This is a genomic window from Streptomyces sp. NPDC002328 (assembly GCF_042890065.1).
Classification (GTDB): Bacteria; Actinomycetota; Actinomycetes; order Streptomycetales; family Streptomycetaceae; genus Streptomyces.
Map to the genome: position 1 here is coordinate 1 of NZ_JBIARQ010000020.1, position 18,288 is coordinate 18,288.

15 protein-coding genes and 3 pseudogenes are annotated in these 18,288 nt (G+C 69.2%); 10 read left to right on the forward strand and 8 right to left on the reverse strand.

Annotation, left to right across the window (positions count from 1 at the left end; translation table 11 throughout):
- The first annotated feature begins 149 nt into the window (after positions 1 to 149).
- The 3 genes and pseudogenes from ACFYX4_RS34115 to ACFYX4_RS34125 all read left to right on the forward strand — a co-directional run bounded on the left by ACFYX4_RS34115 (position 150) and on the right by ACFYX4_RS34125 (position 1,792).
- On the forward strand, positions 150 to 767 hold the full coding sequence (locus ACFYX4_RS34115; RefSeq protein WP_389341728.1) for a DUF1707 domain-containing protein: 618 nt from the start codon (positions 150 to 152) through the stop codon (positions 765 to 767).
- 43 nt (positions 768 to 810) lie between these two features.
- Positions 811 to 1,149: pseudogene (locus ACFYX4_RS34120) on the forward strand (IS5 family transposase); the annotation flags it as partial.
- A 145-nt stretch (positions 1,150 to 1,294) separates the two neighbouring features.
- On the forward strand, positions 1,295 to 1,792 hold the full coding sequence (locus ACFYX4_RS34125; RefSeq protein ID WP_389341731.1) for a YfbM family protein: 498 nt from the start codon (positions 1,295 to 1,297) through the stop codon (positions 1,790 to 1,792).
- A gap of 68 nt (positions 1,793 to 1,860) precedes the next feature.
- On the opposite strand, the gene ACFYX4_RS34130 is transcribed toward ACFYX4_RS34125, so the two are convergent.
- Both ACFYX4_RS34130 and ACFYX4_RS34135 read right to left on the reverse strand, forming a co-directional pair.
- Positions 1,861 to 2,586, reverse strand: coding sequence for a dienelactone hydrolase family protein (locus ACFYX4_RS34130; RefSeq protein ID WP_389341734.1), 726 nt, complete (start codon positions 2,584 to 2,586; stop codon positions 1,861 to 1,863).
- A 100-nt stretch (positions 2,587 to 2,686) separates the two neighbouring features.
- Positions 2,687 to 3,247 carry a barstar family protein gene (locus tag ACFYX4_RS34135; protein ID WP_389341737.1) on the reverse strand — a complete coding sequence of 187 codons (561 nt, stop codon included), beginning with the start codon at positions 3,245 to 3,247 and terminating at the stop codon, positions 2,687 to 2,689.
- 324 nt (positions 3,248 to 3,571) lie between these two features.
- Between ACFYX4_RS34135 and ACFYX4_RS34140 the strand changes: the two genes are divergently transcribed.
- From ACFYX4_RS34140 to ACFYX4_RS34150, 3 genes are all read left to right on the forward strand, one after another.
- Positions 3,572 to 3,697: a hypothetical protein gene (locus tag ACFYX4_RS34140; protein WP_389341740.1), complete on the forward strand. Its 126-nt coding sequence runs from the start codon at positions 3,572 to 3,574 to the stop codon at positions 3,695 to 3,697.
- Positions 3,698 to 4,055: 358 nt separating this feature from the next.
- Positions 4,056 to 5,048 (forward strand): STM4015 family protein, encoded by a 993-nt coding sequence (locus ACFYX4_RS34145; RefSeq protein ID WP_389341743.1) that lies wholly within the window; start codon positions 4,056 to 4,058, stop codon positions 5,046 to 5,048.
- Positions 5,049 to 5,481: 433 nt separating this feature from the next.
- Complete coding sequence (locus ACFYX4_RS34150) at positions 5,482 to 5,814, forward strand: DUF6234 family protein (RefSeq protein ID WP_389341746.1); 333 nt, start codon at positions 5,482 to 5,484, stop codon at positions 5,812 to 5,814.
- Positions 5,815 to 5,957: 143 nt separating this feature from the next.
- Here ACFYX4_RS34150 and ACFYX4_RS34155 read toward each other — a convergent pair whose 3' ends face one another.
- Entirely contained in the window at positions 5,958 to 6,371 is a 414-nt protein-coding gene (locus ACFYX4_RS34155) for a winged helix-turn-helix transcriptional regulator (protein ID WP_389341749.1), read from the reverse strand.
- Between the two features lie 85 nt (positions 6,372 to 6,456).
- Here ACFYX4_RS34155 and ACFYX4_RS34160 point away from each other — a divergent pair, with 85 nt between their 5' ends.
- On the forward strand, positions 6,457 to 7,269 hold the full coding sequence (locus ACFYX4_RS34160; protein WP_389341752.1) for an NAD(P)H-binding protein: 813 nt from the start codon (positions 6,457 to 6,459) through the stop codon (positions 7,267 to 7,269).
- A gap of 528 nt (positions 7,270 to 7,797) precedes the next feature.
- On the opposite strand, the gene ACFYX4_RS34165 is transcribed toward ACFYX4_RS34160, so the two are convergent.
- From ACFYX4_RS34165 to ACFYX4_RS34185, 5 genes and pseudogenes are all read right to left on the reverse strand, one after another.
- Positions 7,798 to 10,449, reverse strand: coding sequence for an RICIN domain-containing protein (locus ACFYX4_RS34165; protein ID WP_389341755.1), 2,652 nt, complete (start codon positions 10,447 to 10,449; stop codon positions 7,798 to 7,800).
- A 413-nt stretch (positions 10,450 to 10,862) separates the two neighbouring features.
- Positions 10,863 to 10,988, reverse strand: a pseudogene (locus ACFYX4_RS34170) (IS5/IS1182 family transposase); the annotation flags it as partial.
- 704 nt (positions 10,989 to 11,692) lie between these two features.
- Complete coding sequence (locus tag ACFYX4_RS34175) at positions 11,693 to 12,280, reverse strand: TetR/AcrR family transcriptional regulator (RefSeq protein WP_389341758.1); 588 nt, start codon at positions 12,278 to 12,280, stop codon at positions 11,693 to 11,695.
- Positions 12,281 to 12,414: 134 nt separating this feature from the next.
- Positions 12,415 to 12,900: an SRPBCC family protein gene (locus tag ACFYX4_RS34180; RefSeq protein WP_389341761.1), complete on the reverse strand. Its 486-nt coding sequence runs from the start codon at positions 12,898 to 12,900 to the stop codon at positions 12,415 to 12,417.
- Positions 12,901 to 12,935: 35 nt separating this feature from the next.
- Positions 12,936 to 14,342 carry a flavin monoamine oxidase family protein gene (locus tag ACFYX4_RS34185; RefSeq protein WP_389341764.1) on the reverse strand — a complete coding sequence of 469 codons (1,407 nt, stop codon included), beginning with the start codon at positions 14,340 to 14,342 and terminating at the stop codon, positions 12,936 to 12,938.
- 345 nt (positions 14,343 to 14,687) lie between these two features.
- On the opposite strand from ACFYX4_RS34185, the gene ACFYX4_RS34190 reads away from it, so the two are divergent.
- The 3 genes and pseudogenes from ACFYX4_RS34190 to ACFYX4_RS34200 form a co-directional block, all read left to right on the forward strand.
- Positions 14,688 to 16,886, forward strand: coding sequence for an MMPL family transporter (locus ACFYX4_RS34190; protein ID WP_389341767.1), 2,199 nt, complete (start codon positions 14,688 to 14,690; stop codon positions 16,884 to 16,886).
- Between the two features lie 827 nt (positions 16,887 to 17,713).
- The gene (locus ACFYX4_RS34195) at positions 17,714 to 17,923 is read left to right on the forward strand and encodes a hypothetical protein (protein ID WP_389341770.1); all 210 of its coding nucleotides are present in this window, start codon (positions 17,714 to 17,716) and stop codon (positions 17,921 to 17,923) included.
- A gap of 39 nt (positions 17,924 to 17,962) precedes the next feature.
- Positions 17,963 to 18,232, forward strand: a pseudogene (locus tag ACFYX4_RS34200) (DDE-type integrase/transposase/recombinase); the annotation flags it as partial.
- Positions 18,233 to 18,288 lie beyond the last annotated feature (56 nt).

An 18,288-nucleotide genomic window follows, 5' to 3' on the forward strand; every position in this document is an offset into this window, starting at 1 on the left:
CTCGCCGACCCACTCACCCATCGCCACATGACGAGTCTGGCCCTGCCGCTGACGCGGCAGGGCCAGAACCCCAAGATCTTCATGAGCCTTCTAGGCAGTGGTTGAAATGCGCAGTCCTCTCGGTCCGATGGCTGTTTATTCTTGTGGCCATGACTGCTCAGCCTCCGGAGTCCTCTCCGCGTCCTGCTCGATTAGGAGAGCTCCGCGCCTCTCACGACGACCGTGAAGCAGTGGTGGAGCAGCTGCGCGATGCGGCAGCCGAGGGGCGAATCGATCTCGACGAGCTTGATTCGCGCCTGGAGCAGGCTCTGAAGTCCAAGACTCACGCCGAGTTGGACGTCCTGACCGCCGACTTGCCGAGGCTGAATCCCTCTGTGAGCCAGCCGCCGCTGGTACTCAAGGGCGGCATGTACGGCGCGTCTCGAGGCCCCGGGCGTTGGGAGGTTCCCGGGCACGTGATCGCTCGCGGAGGCGTGGGGGGTGTGAAGGTTGACTTCACCCGGGTTGAGTGCCGCCTCACGGAGGTCGCAGTGGAGGCGTACGGGGAAACGTCCGGTGTCACGATTGTCATCCCCGACGGCTGGGCCGCAGACACCAGCGGCATGGATCCCGGCGTCGGCGGCCTGACGGACGAGACCACTCCCGACCGGCTCCCGGGAACTCCGCTGATCCGGCTCACTGGGTCGGGTGGCATGGCGGGAGTAGTCATCCGTCATCCCAACCGCCGGGAACGGCGCAAGCTGGACAGCAACCCGACGCAGGGCTAGAACGCGTGCCAAGGTGTTGATCAAGATCTGAAACGATCTTGAAATGACTCGCGGCGATCTGACGGGCGAACAGTGGGTGCGGCTGGAGCGGCTGTTGCCGCCGATACCGACAATGGGGCGACCGCCACGGGATCGGCGGCAGGTCTTCGACGGGATCTGGTGGTGTGCTCGCACGGGCTCGCCATGGCGGCACATACCCGAGCGGTACGGTCCGTGGGAGACCGCATACACACTCTTCCGTCGCTGGCAGATCGACGGCACTTGGGCCAGAGTCTTGAAGAAGTTGCAAGTCAAGGCCGATGCTGCCGGGCACCTCGTGTGGGAGGTGTCGGTCGATTCCACGATCTGCCGGGTCCACCAGCAAGCCGCCGGGGCGAGGAAAAGGAGGACTGGTGATCCGGGCCTGGCGACTCCCGGCGGCCTGGCGGCCGAGCCGGACGAAGAAGGGCACCAAGCCCCGACGCACAAAGTAACCGGCGGCCCGGGGCCCAGCCCCGCTGTCAGATCTGCTCCGTATGCTGCGGCCCATGAGCATGAACGGGGAGTATCTGCGCCTCATACCTGCGGAACTGGACCGGGCCCTCAAGGATCCCGAATGGGCCCTGGACCTCGCTGCGGAGATTCAGGACGCGCAGGAGGAGCACCAGCCAGCTCCGAACGAGGCGTGGCACTTCACCACGCACCAGACATGGGATCTGCTCGGCTTCCTCCTGCGACGCTCCGCCTTCCCGGTCGACATCGTCCACGGCGAGGAGCCCCTCGCTGGCGACGACTGGGGCTACGGACCGCCGCGATACCTCACTCCGGATCGGGTCCGGCTGGCCGCTGACACCCTGCACCAGACGACGTATGACCAGCTCATCCGGGGTGTCGATCCCTCCGAACTCGCCGAGGCCGAGATCTACCCCCGAATCTGGGACTCGCCCACCTCACTGGAGTGGGCCCGCGACCTGTTCACTCCCCTGACAGAGTTCTTCCAGGGTGCCGCATCCACCGGTCACGCGGTGCTGATCTGGCTCGACTGAGCCACCGCCGGCGGCCGGACATTGAACGACACGGCAAGGGCCTGTGAACGCACCCCAGTCCGCCCGGATCACTCCGTCATGGGCAGGCACTCGGCGAGCAGGTCGACGACGTCCCGCCAAGCTCGCTGCGCGTGCTGAGGGTGGTATCCGACCCCGGGAAGCACGATGTGGTCGACCGGTGGGTGATGGAAGGCGTGCAAGGCGCCGCCGTAGACCACGAGGCGCCAGTCGACGCCCGCAGCCTGCATCTCGGCGGTGAACGCGTCCCGTTGCGCGGGCGGCATGATCGGGTCTTCCGACCCGACCCCGGCCCACACCGGGCAGTGAATGCGCGCCGTCTCGCCCGGTCGGCCCGTGGTCAGTCCGTTGACTGTCGCGATGGCGCGCAGGTCGACGCCGTCGCGCCCGAGTTCCAGCGCGATCGCGCCCCCGGTGCCGTAGCCTACGGCGGCGATCCGGTCCGGGTCGGTCCGCGGCTCGGCGCGGAGCACGTCGAGCGCCGCGTGGCCGATGCCTCGCATCCGGTCGGGGTCGGCGAGCAGAGGCATGCAATGCGCCAACATCTCCTCAGGGTCGCCCAAGTAGCGGCCGCCGTGGAGGTCGAAGGCCAGCGCCACGTATCCCAGCTCGGCGAGCGCATCGGCCCGGCGGCGCTCGACGTCGCTGAGCCCCACCCCCTCGGGCCCGACCAGGACCGCGGGCCGGCGGTCGCCGCCGGCCGGGAGCGCGAGGTGCCCGATCATCGTCAGGCCGTCGGCCGCGTATTGGATCGCGCGCGTTGTGACTGTCGTCATGAGCCTGGACTGTAGTGATCGTCGAGCCCGGTCGGGCCGGTGTTCTGCCGTCGGCAGAGGCAGATCTCTGGCGTACGGGGTTTGTTCACAGGCTCTCGCCTCACCGAAGGATGACGCTCACACCTCGTTCCTCGAAGATCTCCAGGAGCAGGTCGAACAGCACGAGCTCGCGATCGCCGACGTGCACGCGCTCCGCCAACCGCGTCCGAGCCTCGCCCGAGAAGTCCCAGAGCAAGGTGAACGGAGTGGTCGCGCCCCAGCCGCCTCTCAGACAGTCGTCCAGAGCGTCCAGGTTCCAGCCGACGTATCCACCGGGTCCGTTGATGGCCTCACCGATCGCGCAGTAGAAGGTGTCCCGGTCGACGACATGTCGGCCGTCCAAGGTGAACACCTGACCTGAAGGCGCATCGGGCTTCCCCCGGCGCTGGTACTCCCGGGACCACAGGGTCACCGACAGCCACGCGTGTCGGTCCTCGGGCGCGAGCTCGTGCCACATTCCGGTGTGGTTCAGGCGCCCGGCGCGGACCAGCTCCCACGGTCGTTCAGCTCCCGGCAGGGCGTTCTCGCACCAGAGCGTCACCGTGAGGTCGACGAGACCGTCACCGCTGGCGGAGGGCTTGACGTCGATGACGGTGACCTCGTTGACGAAGTAGGACCCCATGGTGGCACCGTCACCGTCGAGGAGCTCGAACCAGGCGTTCCCCGCCACAGCACGACGACTGCCGACGTGGTCAACGCACCTCCGTAGGCCACCCTGTGGGAGGCAACCCGCGAGGTGCACTCGGCGCGCGCCCTCCTCACCCGGCAGGGGCGTGAACAACCCCTCTGCCTCGTGAGCGAAGCCCCAGAAATCGCTGTCGTCCTCATCCGAGGTCAGCGCGTACTTCTGCCCCTCGCCGCCCAGCCCCGATGTCCGCATGGCACCCCCCATGAGAGCGCTGATCTTACCGACGCCGGGGGATCTGAAGGTCCGGGAACTCCTCGCATGTCCCTACCCGCAGCGCATCCCGAAGGGCGGGTCCGTCGAGTAGTGGGTGGGCATTTCGACGTCGACCGCAACCTCCAGGACGACAACCGGCTCGACGGTTGGAGTTCGGCGGCCCGGGCCTGACATACGGCCGCGCGGTCGACAGCCTCGCCCGCGCACCAACCGGTCGGCCTGCCGGAGTGCTGCGGAGCGGGCATTCCCTTCGGCGGCCCCGGAGGTCGAAGTCCCCGCCGAGGCCGTGCCGTTGGACCGCGTGGCGTGTTCACGGGCCGCGCACCCAACTGGGCCGCGGCCGCTCGGGTTTGACATGCCTGCTGGGCGAAGGGCCGTGGTCGACGGGGCGGCGGCACTCAGGTATCGCCGCCGCGGGGAACCGAGGACACCGGTCGCCGGCTCGCTCACCGGCGCGTTGTCAGTCGCCACTGGTAGAACCGATGCACGCATCACCCCTCTGACACGTCGTAAGGCAGGAGCAGCGCGCATGAGAACCCAGGACGAGCACCTTGAGGAGCTGTACGGTCTGCCCGCCTTCACGTTTCCCGAGCCCGGCGCGACGGCAGGGCTGCCTGATCCGGACGCCGTGGCCTGGCGGATCGGCCACGAGAGGTGGAAGGTTGAAGAGCTGTGGGTGGATGCCTTCGCCCGTTTCCGCGCCGACGTCGACATCACGCGGGTCCGTGCTCTGATCGTCGGCATCTGGGAGGACCCGGAGGACACCGATCCGTCCGAGGTCGTCGAAGCACTGCTGGCCGTGCGGGACCGGCTGCCCGCCCTGCGGTCGATATTCCTCGGGGACATCACGGACATGGAGTGCAAGCTCTCCCGGATCAGCCAGACCGACGTCACACCGCTGCTGGCCGGCTTCCCGGCACTGGAGGAACTCCACGTGCGCGCGGGAGAGGGCGTCACCATGGGGGAACCCCTGAAACTGAGGTTCCCCACCCTGCGGCACGACACGCTACGCAGACTGACCGTGGAAAGCAGTGGTCTGCCGGGTGACGTCGTACGCGGTGTCGGGGAGAGCGAACTGCCCGCGCTGGAGCACCTCGAACTGTGGCTGGGACGCGCGGACGACGGTGCCGACTACGCGGCGGCCGACCTGGAGCCGATCCTCTCCGGTGCCCGGTTGCCCCGGCTGCGGCACCTGGCCCTGCGCAACAGCGAGATCCAGGATGAGGTCGCCGCCGCCGTGGCGTCCGCCCCGGTGCTCGGTCGGCTCGAGGTGCTGGACCTGTCCATGGGCACCCTGAGCGACGAGGGCGCCACCGCCCTCCTCGACGGCCAGCCGCTGACCCACCTCAAGAAGCTGGACCTGCACCACAACTATCTCAGCGAGCCCTTCCGGCAGCGTATCCGTCAAACGCTGGAGCCCATGGGCGTCGAGGTGAACCTCGACCAGGCCGACGCGGAATCGTACGAGTCGGACGACGGCACCATCGAGCGCTACATCTCGGTGGGACCACTCAGCTACTGAGCACACGCCGACTTCACCGGAGTCACCGACGTCGACCGGCCCTCGCCGAGCCGGGCCCGCGCTCACGAAGCCACGGGACAGGAAAGATCCGCACCGTACGCGGACCAACCGAGCCAGAAAGGCCCCCTCTTACACCATTACCGCAGTGCAGGGGCTCGCAAGCGCTGTTCCACCAGCAGACGAAGGAACTACTAGGCTCATCGAAGGCTCTGCTGTACAGGGCTGAGGAAACAGCAGCAGGTGTTCAGCTCAGACACGAGTCGGTTGCGACCCGGTGAACCGCGGTGCAGCGCACAGCATGACCTACGAGCGTGTGACCATGAGCTTCGAGCCGAGTCCGCAGGTACCGCGCTTACCGACGACCGATGGCGGGCCTGGCGAGTCTTCAGTGTCCCGAGGCGACGGGTTCGCAGGCGGCTGCATCAGTCTGATCGTGCTGCTCATCGAAATCCCGGCCGCCATCCTGCTCTGGCTGATGCTCGGCATCCGTGGATCGGACCGCGCGGACGAGCGAATCGGGACGCCCACGATGGACTGGGTCCCGGTCCTCTGGCTCGGCGGGTTCACGCTGGGCGTGCTCGTGGTCGCCGTCGTCTTCCTGCGCTCGGCTCACCCCTACGCGGGAGCGGTCCAACTGCTGATAGCGGCCACAGCGCTGGTCTTCGCTATGACTGCCTGGCACGAGGAGTACGAGCGTGCCCATCCGTCTCCGCTGCCAACGTGCCCGACAAGGGCCGGGACGCCCTGCGCCTCATCGGTCCCATGACCACCGGCAGGCCAACGGCTGGACTCGGCAGCACTACGCAGATCGTTTGAACGAGCACTCGGGGGCCGTCTCGGCCGTCCGCGGCAGCATGGCCGTCCGCGGCAGCATGCGTCGTAGTCGGCAAGGTGCTGGAGCCCGCTTGTTCAGCGGATTCCGGAGTCGGGATGTTCGGCATCCCATTCTTGACGTGCTTTCGCGATGGCGTCGCGGTGCTCTGCCGACCAGTCCGCGAGGGATTTGACCAGATGTGTAAGGCTGTGGCCCATCGCCGTGAGCTCGTACTCGACCTGCGGGGGCACCGTGGGGTGCACGGTCCGGGTGACCAGGCCGTCGCGTTCCAACCGGCGCACAGTGAGTGTCAGCATCCGCTGCGAAATACCGGGGACAGCGCGCTGTAGCTGTCGGAATCGGCGGACGCCCTGGGCCAGTTCGACGACGACCAGCACCGACCATTTGTCCCCGATCCGGTCGAGTACCTCGCGGATCCCGCAGTCCTCGTGCTCGTCGCCGCAACTGACGACGGGCTCGGTGGTTACCCCTGTGTGCCCCACTGACATGGAAGTGCCTCCTTACGATCCCTGGCGCAAAACCGCAGGATGATCCCGGTTACCCAAGAGAACCTACCGGAACGGGAAGACCCTGATGATCCTGATTACTGGCGCCGCCGGCGCCCTGGGCACGCTGATCTCCGAACGGCTGGCCGACCGCGCCGACACCGTCCTTGGAACACGTGACCCTCAGCAACTCAACGCCCCGCTGCCGGTCCGCCGCATCGACTTCGACGAGCCCGGCACCCTCGCCGGGGGCTTCGAGGGTGTGGATGTGCTGCTGCTGATCTCCGCGGGCTACGGCGAGGACGACATCGTCATAGCCCGGCACGGCGCCGCCATCGACGCCGCGGAGAAGGCCGGCGTGAGGCATGTCGTCTATACGAGCCTGACCACCGACGGCGATCACTTCCCCTACGCCCTGCCGCACCGCTGGACCGAGCGTCGGCTCCAGGCCAGCACCATGGACTGGACGATCCTGCGCAATGGCCTGTACGCGGAGTTGCTGGCCTGGCTCGCGGCACCGTCGGCCGACGGGCGGATCACTGCCCCGCTCGGCGAGGGCCGCCTGGCCGCCGTGGCACGCGCGGACCTGGCCGACGCCGCGGCACGTGTGACGGTAGAGGCACCCGCTCATGCGGGGCGCATCTACGAACTCGTCGGTGAGCAGTCCATCGGCGGCGCCGATCTGGCCCGCGCGCACGGCCCGCACGTCACCTACGAGCCGGAGACTCTCGCCCAGGCCCGCACCCGAATTGCCGCGTCCGGCGCCGAGCCCTTCCAGGTGCCGATGCTGGTGGGCACCTACTCCGCCATCGCGGCCGGGTTCTTGTCCCGCACCGGCGGTGACCTGCGCCGACTGCTGGGCCGCGCACCCCACTCCGCGCTCGCAGTAGCCCTCGCATAGTCCACACAGCAACGAGCCCACGCCGCCAGGAAAATGCCATGCCCCGCGCAATCGAGGGCATCGGCGAGGTAGGCCGCGATGTCGGGCAGGGCGGGGGCACACGACAGCGTTGCTCCTCCCGGTGGAAGCCAGGTCTCCGGCCGTACTGCTCCGGGTCGGCCGACCGTCGCCGACACGGGCTTCAGCTGACGGCTGATGATCGAGTACGGAGGCAGCGTCTGTGCGGCCGCCGTCCCCTGCGCCGCCGTCGTCAGGGCGGCGCCGCCCTTGGCACTCCTGGCCGCCCAAGGGCCGTACCACGGGAAGGACTATGCCCTTCGCCCACGGCAAACCCTCGGCCCTCGGCCGCAGCTGCGGCCGAGGGCCGAGGGTTTGCCGCGCGCAGATGGCCGGCTGTGGCGCGCCGGGTCTGCATCGTTCACGACTTATCGGTGAAGCGAAGTGGCGGCCCATGTCTGCGTGAGGTCCCTCAGCACGGTGCAGGGGCTGCATGCGCACCGGCCTGCGCCCCCTGCCTGGGTGCCTGGGTCAGGACGGGTCGCCGTACTGGAGACCGCGTCCGTTGGTGCCGATGTAGACGCGGCCGTAGGTGTCGGGGTCGCCGGTGATGACGCCGACGCCGCCGATGGAGCCCCACTGGTGGGCGTCGTCGTTGACGCGGAGCCAGCTGGCGCCCTTGTCGGTGGAGCGGAAGACTCCGGTGACGTCCTTGACGGTGCCGATCAGGTACAGGGCCTGGTAGTCGGTGCCCGCCTTGGCCTTGCCGAAGCCGAGGGCGGAGGCGGACTGCACCGTGCTGAGCGTGGTGAAGGTGCGGCCGCCGTCGGTGGAGTGCAGCAGTCCCTTGCCACTGCCGGCGATCCACAGGTCTCCGGCGATGCCGGGGACTGCGGTGAGCCGGCCGGAGGGCAGGCCCGTGGCGCGGGCGGTGAAGGTCGCGCCGCCGTCGGTGCTGGCGTAGAGCTTGCCGCCGGACAGGGAGTAGAGGGTCTTGGCTGTGGAGCGGTCGGCGACGACCACGGCGTCGGTGCCCAGGCCGCTGACCCTCGACCAGCTCGCTCCGTTGTCGGTCGAGCGGTAGGGGGCCTGACCGGCCTGGGTCCAGACGATGGTGGAACCGTCCGCGGCGAGCGCGATGCGGCCGTCCTGGGCGCCGGCCACCGGCTCCGCCTTGAAGCCGGTCCAGGTGCTGCCGCCGTCGGTGGAGTAGGCGCCGGCCTGCGCCCCGCCATGGCCGACGCGGACCATCACCGAGGGGTTGGACTGGGCGAAGTCGATGTCGGTGCTGTTGCCCATCAGCGGGTTATTCAGCCGCCCAGAGGGCACCTTGGTCAGGGAGTCGTGGCGGAAGCCTCCCTGGTCGCCCATGGCGGTGATGACGGTGGCGCCGCCCGGAGGGGCGATCGCGTCCATCAGCGCGGTCTCCTCCAGCCCTCGGGCGCCCGCACTCCAGTGGCTGGTGCCGCCGCTGTCGGAGGCGTTCGCGTCCTTGCTGCGCCAGATGCCGTTGCCGGTGCCGTACAGCACGTGCCCGGAGTTGAAGGGGTCGATGGCCAGGGCGGTCATCCAGTGCCCGGTGTGGTCGCCGACGTACGGCGCGCCGGAGGCGTCCCGCACCGACTTGTCCGCCAGCGCCTTCCAGGTCGTACCGCCGTCGGTGGTGCGGTAGATCTCGTCCTCGGGCCACCAGCGGTCGAGGGTGGTGACCATCACCGTGGAGGGCTTCTGCGGGTCGACGGCCAGACCGGAGAACCCGTAACCACCCTGCGAGGGGGAGATGTTCTTCCACGCCCCGGTGTTCGGGGTGTACTTCCACACCGAGCCCGCCGTCGCGTCCATGGGGCCGATGCTGTTGCTGTAGGACAGGTACAGCGACCCGTCACCGGAGACCACACCGTGCTGCGGCATCTGGCCGGTGGGCTGCCCGGAAACGGCCTGCCAGCTGCTGCCGCCATCGGTCGAACGGTACAAAGGCGTGGACTTGTCGTTGACGCCGACGTAGACCGTGTTGCTGCCGGCCGGGCCGTACGTCACGAAGGAGATGCCTGCGCCGCTGCCCGCCCCGTCCTTGACGGGGAACGAGGAGACCTGCTTCCAGTTCGCGCCGTAGTCGGTGCTGCGCCACAGGCCGTTCTTGCGGGTCCCCAGCAGCAGGGTGCCGTGGTTCGCGGGGTCGATCACCAGACGCTCGCCCGCGCCGCGGCCGGGCTCGTTGGCGCCCAGCTTGAAGGGCAGCTCGGTGCGCTGGAAGGTGCGGCCCTGGTCGGTGGAGCGCAGGATCGCGCCGTTGCCGGCCCAGTCGTTGGTGTAGGTGCCCGCGCCGAGGTAGAGCCGCTTGGGGTCGGTGGGGTCGGTGGCCAGTGAGTCGATGCCCAGGAGGTTCCAGTCCTTCTCGCCGATCCAGTCGGTCAGCGGGATCCACTGCTCGGCCCCGGTGTCCCAGCGGTAGGCGCCACCCATGTCGGTGCGCGCGTACAGCAGGCCCTTCTCCTTCTGGTTGAACACCAGCCCGGTGACGTAACCGCCGCCCACCACCTGAGCGTTCTTCCACACATACGGCCCGGCCGCGGCCGTCGTCTGCTCCCCGCCGGCCCCGGACGCCTGGGTCTCGGCCACCTGCACCAGCTTCCACTGCTGGTTGGTGCCGCCCGTGCCCGGATACTGGATGACCGCCGCGCCCTGGGCCGTGGAGCCCCCGGAGACGTCCAGGACCTGGCCGCTCCTGCGGGAGGTGAGGGTGACGGCGTCGGAACCGCTCACCTCGTCGATCTTCCACTCCTGGGAGGTGGAGGAGCTGTCGGTCTGCTGCTCGGCGGCGGCCGTCCGAGCGGTGGAATTGCCTGCTATGCCGAGCACTTTGCCGCTGTTGCGGTTCACCAACTCGTAGTAGCCGTCCCCGATGGGCCTCAGCTTCCACTGCTGGTTGGCGGTGTTCTGGTCGGTCCACTGCTGGATACGGGTGCCGTCGGCGGTGGAGAAACCGTTGACGTCCAGCACCTTGCCGCTGCGCACCGAGACCAACCGGTAATAGGCAGTGCCGTCGACCGTCGCGGCCTGCGAGTCCTCCTGTGCGTAGAGGAGGTACGGCACGAGGACGGCGGGCACGCCGAGCAGCAGACCGGTGGCGGTCCAGCGGCGGCGGTGACGCCCGCGGCGCCCGCCGTTCGTGGGGTTGTTCATGGGGAGGCGTTCTCCTTGGAAAGCCGTGCACGGGGGAAAGACGGATCCGGGCACCGGAACTGGCCGGATCCATTCCCTTGTTGTCACAGGCCCCGCAAAGGGTTGCCTCGAGCCGGAGAAACTTTTTCAGGGCACCTCGTGGTGCGGCAGGCGTTGATCAGCGTCTGGGTAGGCAGATGCCGCGCACAAGAACCTGGCCGACTGCGCGGAGCGCACCAACTTGCCGGCCGAGCCCTTGGGCCGGCTTTGGTGCGCGGGCGGCTGCCTCAGTGAGGGGCGCCGCCAGTTCGAATGTGGCGTAGCTGACCTGGTTGCTCAATGGGCAGTGTGTGTCGTGAAGTTGCAGGTCACGGGTCTGGTGTGCGCGGGGCTCGGGCTGGTCGCGGGCGGATGACTTCGGTGTAGATCGTCGGTCAGCGGGAGACTTCGCGGTTCGTTAGGACCGGCAGGGCCCTGACCAGGGCGGTCGCCCACTTCGGGTCGGTGCGGACCTTGCCGAGGACCCGCCAGTTCTTCAGGTGGGCGAAGCCGTGCTCGACCGTGAGGAACTGCGGGCCGATGAGCGGCTCGTAGGCGAAGACGGTCCGGCCCACACGGATCGCGGCGGCCTTCTGGATGCGGACCGACACCGCGTCAGGCGAGCGCCGGGGCCGGGTCCCCAGGGAGTCCCTGCGCAACGGCATGCCGGACCGGCCGTCACCGTCGGTCCTGATCGCCAGCACCTGGTTGGCCGCGTGCATGGCCAGCGAACCTCCAGCCGCAGCCCACGTCCAGCAGCCGCTGCCCTCGCGCAGGGCGAGCTTGCGGCAGACCAGGTCGAGTTCGGCCTCCTGGGCCTGCTCCGCAGTGCCGCCGGAGCCGGAGGACTTCTCGCCCTGCCAGTAAGCACAGGAGTAGACGAGCGAGGGGCACTTCGAGATCTCCGGCCACAGACGCCGCAGGGTGTCAGGGTCGCGCAGGACGAAGGCCGGCCCGTTCCTCGGAACCGGCCGTGCTGCCGTCCCAGAGGCGGATTCCCACGGGCAGGGGGAGACCCGGCACCTGTTCACTGGGACAGGCCAGAACTGCTGCGGCTGCCTCGGCCATGAGAATCGGACGTTGATCGAAACCTCAAAGCGGCCTGCTCCCTGCGTTCGGCCGCCCATCCATGCGACCGCGGCTCCCCGCCCCGGCCACCGCGCCGGCCGTGATCGCCCCGCTGGGGACGGAGGCCGCGGTGTGGCGTCGTGATCGCCGAGCGACCTCAGGCCATGGCCAGGACGGCCGAGACCAAGGACCGCAGGCAGACGTGCTCGGCTTCCTCGTCCGGCAGGGAGAGGTGCTGCATCGTCAGTCCGTCGAAGCCGGCCAGGAAGAACCTCGCGATCGTCTCAGCGGGCTGGCCGAGCCGGTGACCGGTGCGTTCGGCGGCCTGCTCGACCAGCTTCGTCGTCACCGCCAGGACCTCGCCGTGGTGGCTCTGAAGAGCCTCCTTCAGGTGTGGCGTACGCAGGGCGAACATGCTCAGCTCGGTGAGCAGCTGGTGCGAGGCGGGCTGTTCGAGCACGGTACGCCAGAGTGCTTCGGCGAGCGTGACGATGGTTCCCTCGAAGCTCGCGTCCGTGGGCGCGGCCCGTGTCACCTGGTCGGTGAGGTCGCGCGTGAGCTGTTCCATGACGGCCCGGTACAGCTCCTCCTTCGTGCCGAAGGTGTAGTGCACGGTCGCCTGTGCCACGCCGAGCTCGGCGGCGATGGCGCGGGTGCTGCCGGCGGCGACGCCCTCCCGGGCCATGAGGACGATTGCCGCCTTGATCAGTTGCGGGCGGCGCTCCGCCGCGGATACATGAGCCATGAAGCGATCCTATCCGACTCAGTCTGTCGAACAGGTCGCTCGACAAATCAGCGATACATGGTGAGGGCCGCTCCTGGGCCGGCGGTCGGCCCACCCGTCCGGCTGGCCGCCGGCCCAGGAGCATTCGCCGCCTGTCAGGGAGCGGTCCTCGACGCCTCGGAACGGAGCAGGGTGCTGAGGTTGTCCATCGAGGTGCGCATGCCGGCGCGCATCGAGGACTGCTGTACGGAGTCGAGGAGCAAGCCCAGCGGGCCGAGACCGATGGTGTACTCGACCTGGTAGAGCATCTCCGTCGCCTCCCGGCCGTCGGCGCTCTGGACCGGGCGGAACTCGAAGATGTTGGTGACGTCCTGGAGTGGGGCGAATCCGACGCCGGTGTCGACGCGGCGCTGCAGGGGCACGATCTCCACGACGGTCCAGACCGAGTCGGTCTTGAGCGGGCCGAGGGTGCGGTTGCGCTCGGAGTAGGTCTTGCCGATGGTGGCGACGCCGTGGTGGTCAGTGACCTCGATGGCTCCGGCGACCCACTCGGCGTACCGGTCGGTGCGGGAGATGACGTCCCAGACCCGCCCGAGGGGGGCGTCGATGACGGCGGTCTCGGCGACGACGAAACGGTTCATGGCAGGGTTCCCTTGCTTGTCGGTACTTCTTGCGCTCAGCTCTGGTGGAGGAGTTCGGTGGCGGTGTGGCGGCCGGAGCGGACCGCGCCGTCCATGTAGCCGTTCCAGTAGGGGGAGAACTCGGCGCCCGCCCAGTGCACGCGGCCGTGGGGGCGGCTCATCCACTGGCCGAAGTCGGTGAGCACGCCGGGGGCGGCGACGGAGGTGGGGCCACCCTGGGTCCACTGCTCGGCGGTCCAGTCCTGCTCTACGTAGTCGACGGTGTCGAAGGCACGGTCCCCGACGACCTGGGCGAAGCAGCGCAGGACGGCGCCTCGGCGCTCGGCGGCCGGGCGGTGGGCCCACTTGCGCCATTCCCTGCCGCCGAGGAAGCCCATCAGGACGCCCGGTCCGCCGTCGGGCGGGGTGTTGTCGAACATCTCGCGGATGGGGGAGCCGCCGCGCAGCAGGCCCATGCCGGAGAGCCCGTCCTCCCGCCAGAACGGCTTGTCGTAGACGGCGACACACTTCATGAGGGTGCCGAACGGCAGCCGCTGGAAGAGCTGGTCCTGCTGGGCCGGCAGCAGCGGGTCCCACACGATCCGCGAGGCCACCAGCGGCGGTACGGCGACGATCACTCGCTCGGCCCGCCAGTCACCGGCGTCGGAGACCACGGTGACACCGGTGGAGTCCTGGCTGACGCGTCGCACCGGCGCCGACAGGTGGACCCGGCCGTCGAGTTCCTCGGCGAGGCGCTGGGCGACGAGCTGTGAACCGCCGACGAAGCGGCTGTCCTGGGCGCCTCCGGTGGTGCCGGTGCCGCGCTCCATGGTGCCGGGGTTGGTCTCGTTGCCGAACGTCGAGACGTACCAGAGGCTGAACAGGGCGGAGGCGTCGCGTGCCTCGCCGCCGTAGGCGGAGTTCAGGAAGAGGCTGATCATGTCGACGGCGTCGCCGGTGATCTCGGCCTTGCGCAGCCAGGTCTCGTAGGTCATGGCGTCCAGCTCACGGGCGTTCGGGGCCTTCCACGGGGCGGCCGGGTCCACCTTGGCCGCGGCCTGGCCGACACGGGCCAGGGCGATACCCATGTCCGGCAGAGCGAGCAGGTCCGGCGGGGTGTGCCCCGTGAACCGCTTGGCCTTGCCGTCGTGCACGTAGACGGTCTCGCCGGGGACGGCGGCCTGGTAGGTGGCCACGCCGACCTCCTTGGCCAGCGCCAGGATGTGGTCCTGGGTCGGACCCACGAACTGCCCGCCGATCTCGGTCACTTGACCGTCGCCGAGGTCGTGGTTGAGCAGCCGGCCGCCGACCCGGTCACGGGCCTCCAGCACGGCGACCGACTTGCCCGCCGCGGCGAGCTCCCGTGCCGCGGTCAGACCGGCCAGCCCCGCACCGATCACCACCACATCCGCCCTGCGGGCGTGGTGCGCCGTGGCGATGCCCCTGTTCTGCGTGCTGCTCATGATCACTCCTTGTCCTGGGGTGGTCCCGGCGCTGCGGACGTGCTCCGCGAGGAGAGCGGCGCAGGCCCATGACCTGGCTCTTCCCGGGGGCGGTGTGCTCCGGTGGCCATCACCATACAGATGACATGGTCGACCGACAATGTCGTAAGTTCAAGTTGAGTGATTTTGTCGTGCGACTTGAGCAGGTGATAAAGTCGATGCTCGAAGCAGCTCGGATGCCGCCTACGGCACCGGCATGCCTCATGCCCGTGGCCGCTCGACGGCGCGGGCCGACCCGCTCCGCCGTTCGTCCCGCGTCCGCGCCGAGACGTCCGGGATATACCTGACCGACCTTGGGAGTTCGCCATGGCAGTCCTGCTCCACCGGCTGGGCCGCAGTACCTACCGCCACCGCAAGCTGGTGCTCGGCATCTGGCTCGTGGTCCTGGCCGCGCTCATCGCGTGCGTCGGCGTCTTCGGCGGCAAGCTCGACGACCGCTTCACCGTGCCGGGCACCGAGTCGCAGCGCGCGCTGGACACGCTCGGCAAGACGCTGCCCGAAGCCTCTGGAGCGGACGCCCAGATCGTCTTCACCGCACCCGAGGGCCACCACATCACCGAGGCCCCCTACAAGGCGGCCATCGCCGAAACCGAGGCGGCGGTCACGAAGGCGCCCCAGGTCAAAGCCGTCATAGGCCCGGGCCTGTCAGGGGCTGTCTCCGCCGACCGGAGCACGGTGATCGTGCAGGTGCAGTACTCGGTGCAGCGGGCCGAGGTACGCCCTTCGTCCCTGGACGTGATCGAACGGGCGGCCGATGCGGCCGAGAAGAGCGGGCTCAGGGCCTCGGTGGGAGGCAGTGCCTACGGCAGCAACGGCGTGCACATAGGCCCGTCCGAGATCATCGGTGTCGCCGTTGCCGTGCTCGTCCTCGTCGTCACCTTCGGCTCCCTGCTCGCCGCGGGCATGTCGCTGCTGCCCGCTCTGCTCGGCGTGGCCGTGGGACTCGCCGGGCTGCTCGCCCTCACTCCGGCCGTCAGCATCTCCTCCACCGCCGTCACGCTCGCGCTGATGCTGGGGCTGGCCGTGGGCATCGACTACATCCTGTTCATCCTGACCCGCCACCGCCAGCAGCTCGCCCGCGGAACCGACCCACAGGAGTCCATCGCGCTGGCCAACGGCACGGCCGGCAGCGCGGTCGTCTTCGCCGGCAGCACCGTGATCATCGCCCTGGCCGCACTCAGTGTCATCGGCATCCCGTTCCTGACCGTGATGGGTCTCGGTGCCGCCGGAGCCGTCCTCGTCGCGGTCCTGGCCGCGATCACCCTGCTCCCGGCCCTCGCCGGATTCGCCGGCACCCGGTTGACCCCGAAGCCCGGCAGCAAGGAGGCCCGGCGGGCCACCGATCCTGACGGATCCGCCGCCAGGGCGACCCTGGGCGCCCGCTGGGTGAGGACCGTCGTCGCCAAGCCCGTGCTCACCGTCCTGGCTGTCGCCGGCGTCCTCGTCGCCCTGGCGCTCCCTGCGGCGGACCTGCGCCTTGCCCTGCCGGACAACGGCTCGGCCCCGGTCACCTCCACCGAACGCAAGGCGTACGACACGGTCGACGACAAGTTCGGCCCCGGCTTCAACGGCCCGCTCCTGGTGCTGACCGAGACCGACAAGGGGCCGGGGGCGCACGCGGGTGCTCAGGCCGCGCGGAAGTTGCGGGACGTCAAGGGGGTCAAGGCGGTCCTGCCCCCCGTGCCCACACGCGATGCCGCGCAGACCGTCATCCAGGTCATCCCGGAGACCGGTCCCGACAGTGCCCGCACCGACCGGCTGGTCCGCGACATCCGTGCCGCCGCCCCGGACATCCGCGGAACGACCGGAGCGACGGTCGCGGTCACCGGCACCACCGCCGTCAACATCGATGTCTCCAACCGCCTCAGCGACTCCCTGCTGCCGTTCATGGCGATCGTCGTCGGCCTGAGCCTGATCCTGCTGACCATGGTGTTCCGCTCGCTGGTCGTCCCGCTCAAAGCCGCCGTCGGTTTCCTGTTGTCGGTGGCGGCCTCGCTCGGCCTGGTCGTCGCCCTGTTCCAGTGGGGCTGGCTGGCGGACAGCCTCGGCCTCGCCAACACCGGTCCCGTCGTCAGCTTCCTGCCGATCATCCTGATCGGCGTGCTCTTCGGACTCGCCATGGACTACGAGGTGTTCCTCGTCTCCGGGATGCGGGAGGAGTGGGTCCACACCGGCGTGGCCCGCAGGTCGGTGACCGACGGCGCGCGGCACAGCGTCCGGGTCGTCACCGCGGCCGCCCTGATCATGTTCACCGTCTTCGCCGGGTTCTTCCCGCTCGACGACGCCCTGATCAAGCCCATCGCCTTCGCACTCGCCGTCGGCGTCGCCATCGACGCCTTCGCCGTCCGCCTGACCCTCGTCCCGGCGGTCCTCGCCCTCGCCGGACGGCATGCCTGGTGGCTTCCCGCCTGGCTCGACCGCGTCCTGCCCGACCTCGACGTAGAAGGCACCCGCCTCCAGAAGGCCCCGCAGGTGCAGCACAAGGAGCCCGAGCGAGCCTGCTGAACCGGCTGCGCACCCGGCGGATCCGCCGCCGGCAGGGGCCCTGGCCCGGAGGGGGCGCCACCTCCGGGCCAGGGCCTCGCCTTTGCTGGGGTGCCGTCCCCCAAGGCGTCCCGATCACGGGGATGCAATCAGGCCGGCTGGAACACCGTCTCCACCATGGCGAGCAGCGCGGCGCGACCCTCACCGAGCTCGCACCAGCCCCGGGAGAGACGAGGCGTGTTGCCCGACGCCTGCTGCGGGTCAACAAGGGGACACCTCGACATGTACTTCCGAATGCATCCCCCGCCTGAATGTCCACTACAGACCGGCGTCGGATCGCATCTGACGCCCGGAATGCCCGGATCTGCCGCGTGGACGGTGGACAGGGGCGACAGTTCGCGGGCATGGCCTCTGAACTGCGGAGATAAAGAGCGGCAGATGAGCCGGGCTGTACGCCGGGTTTTCCTGACGCAACCTTCTGGCCGGCGTCTTCGTGGACCAGATCGGTTGTGACCTGCTAGAGGTCGCGTTGCAGAGGCAGCCGAACGCAGTCAGAGGAAATCGCTCTGATTCGACCCCAATTCGACCGGAGCCACTCGGAACCGATCCGAGGCAATCACCCTCTGGTTCGGCTCGGAGTCGGCCGAGGTCGGGGCGGTGTCGGACCAGGGTCTTTGCGTGATCGAGATTGGTCCGGTTCGCGTGTGACGTGACGTCATGTCCCGTGGCGGGGCCGGGAAGCGGTGCAGGCATGGCCCCGATGATCACGTGGGTGTCGAATCCGTTGATCACCGAGCGAGTCCGTACCTGCCTCTGCATCATCCCCTATGCCCGCGGCGTTGGAGTGCTTGGCCCAGGCCGGTTCCGCGGCGCCGGCCATCGACGCGGTCCGTCTGCGCGGCTTCGTGAACCTGCTGCCCGATCCGCGCGACCGGCGCGGCCGCCGTTACCCGCTGTCCGCGCTGCTGTGCGCGGCGGCTGCCAGCGTGCAGCGATCAGCTGAGCGTTTCCGAATCAGCGGGTGTGCGTTCCGGAGCGATCTTCTGGCCAGCCGCTGACCCGCGGCGACGGAGTTTTCCACCAGCCCCAAGCGCAAGTACCGTCGCTGGCAGCGTGAAGCACCGATGCACCTGTGGCAGCTCGACCTCGTCGGTGGTGTCATGCTCGCTGACGGACACGAAGGCAAGATGGTCACCGGCATCGACGATCACTCCCGCTTCGTCGTGATCGCCCAGGTTGTGGCCGTGCCCAGTGGCCGGGCGGTCTGCGAGGCCTTTGCCCTGGCCATGCGTCGCTATGGGGTGCCCTCGGAGGTGCTGACCGACAACGGAAAGCAGTTCACCGGCCGACACACCAAGCCCGCGCCTGGTCGCCGCCGCAGTTCTGCGACCATGACCCGGGGGCGTCCCAGGGTCGGGAGGCG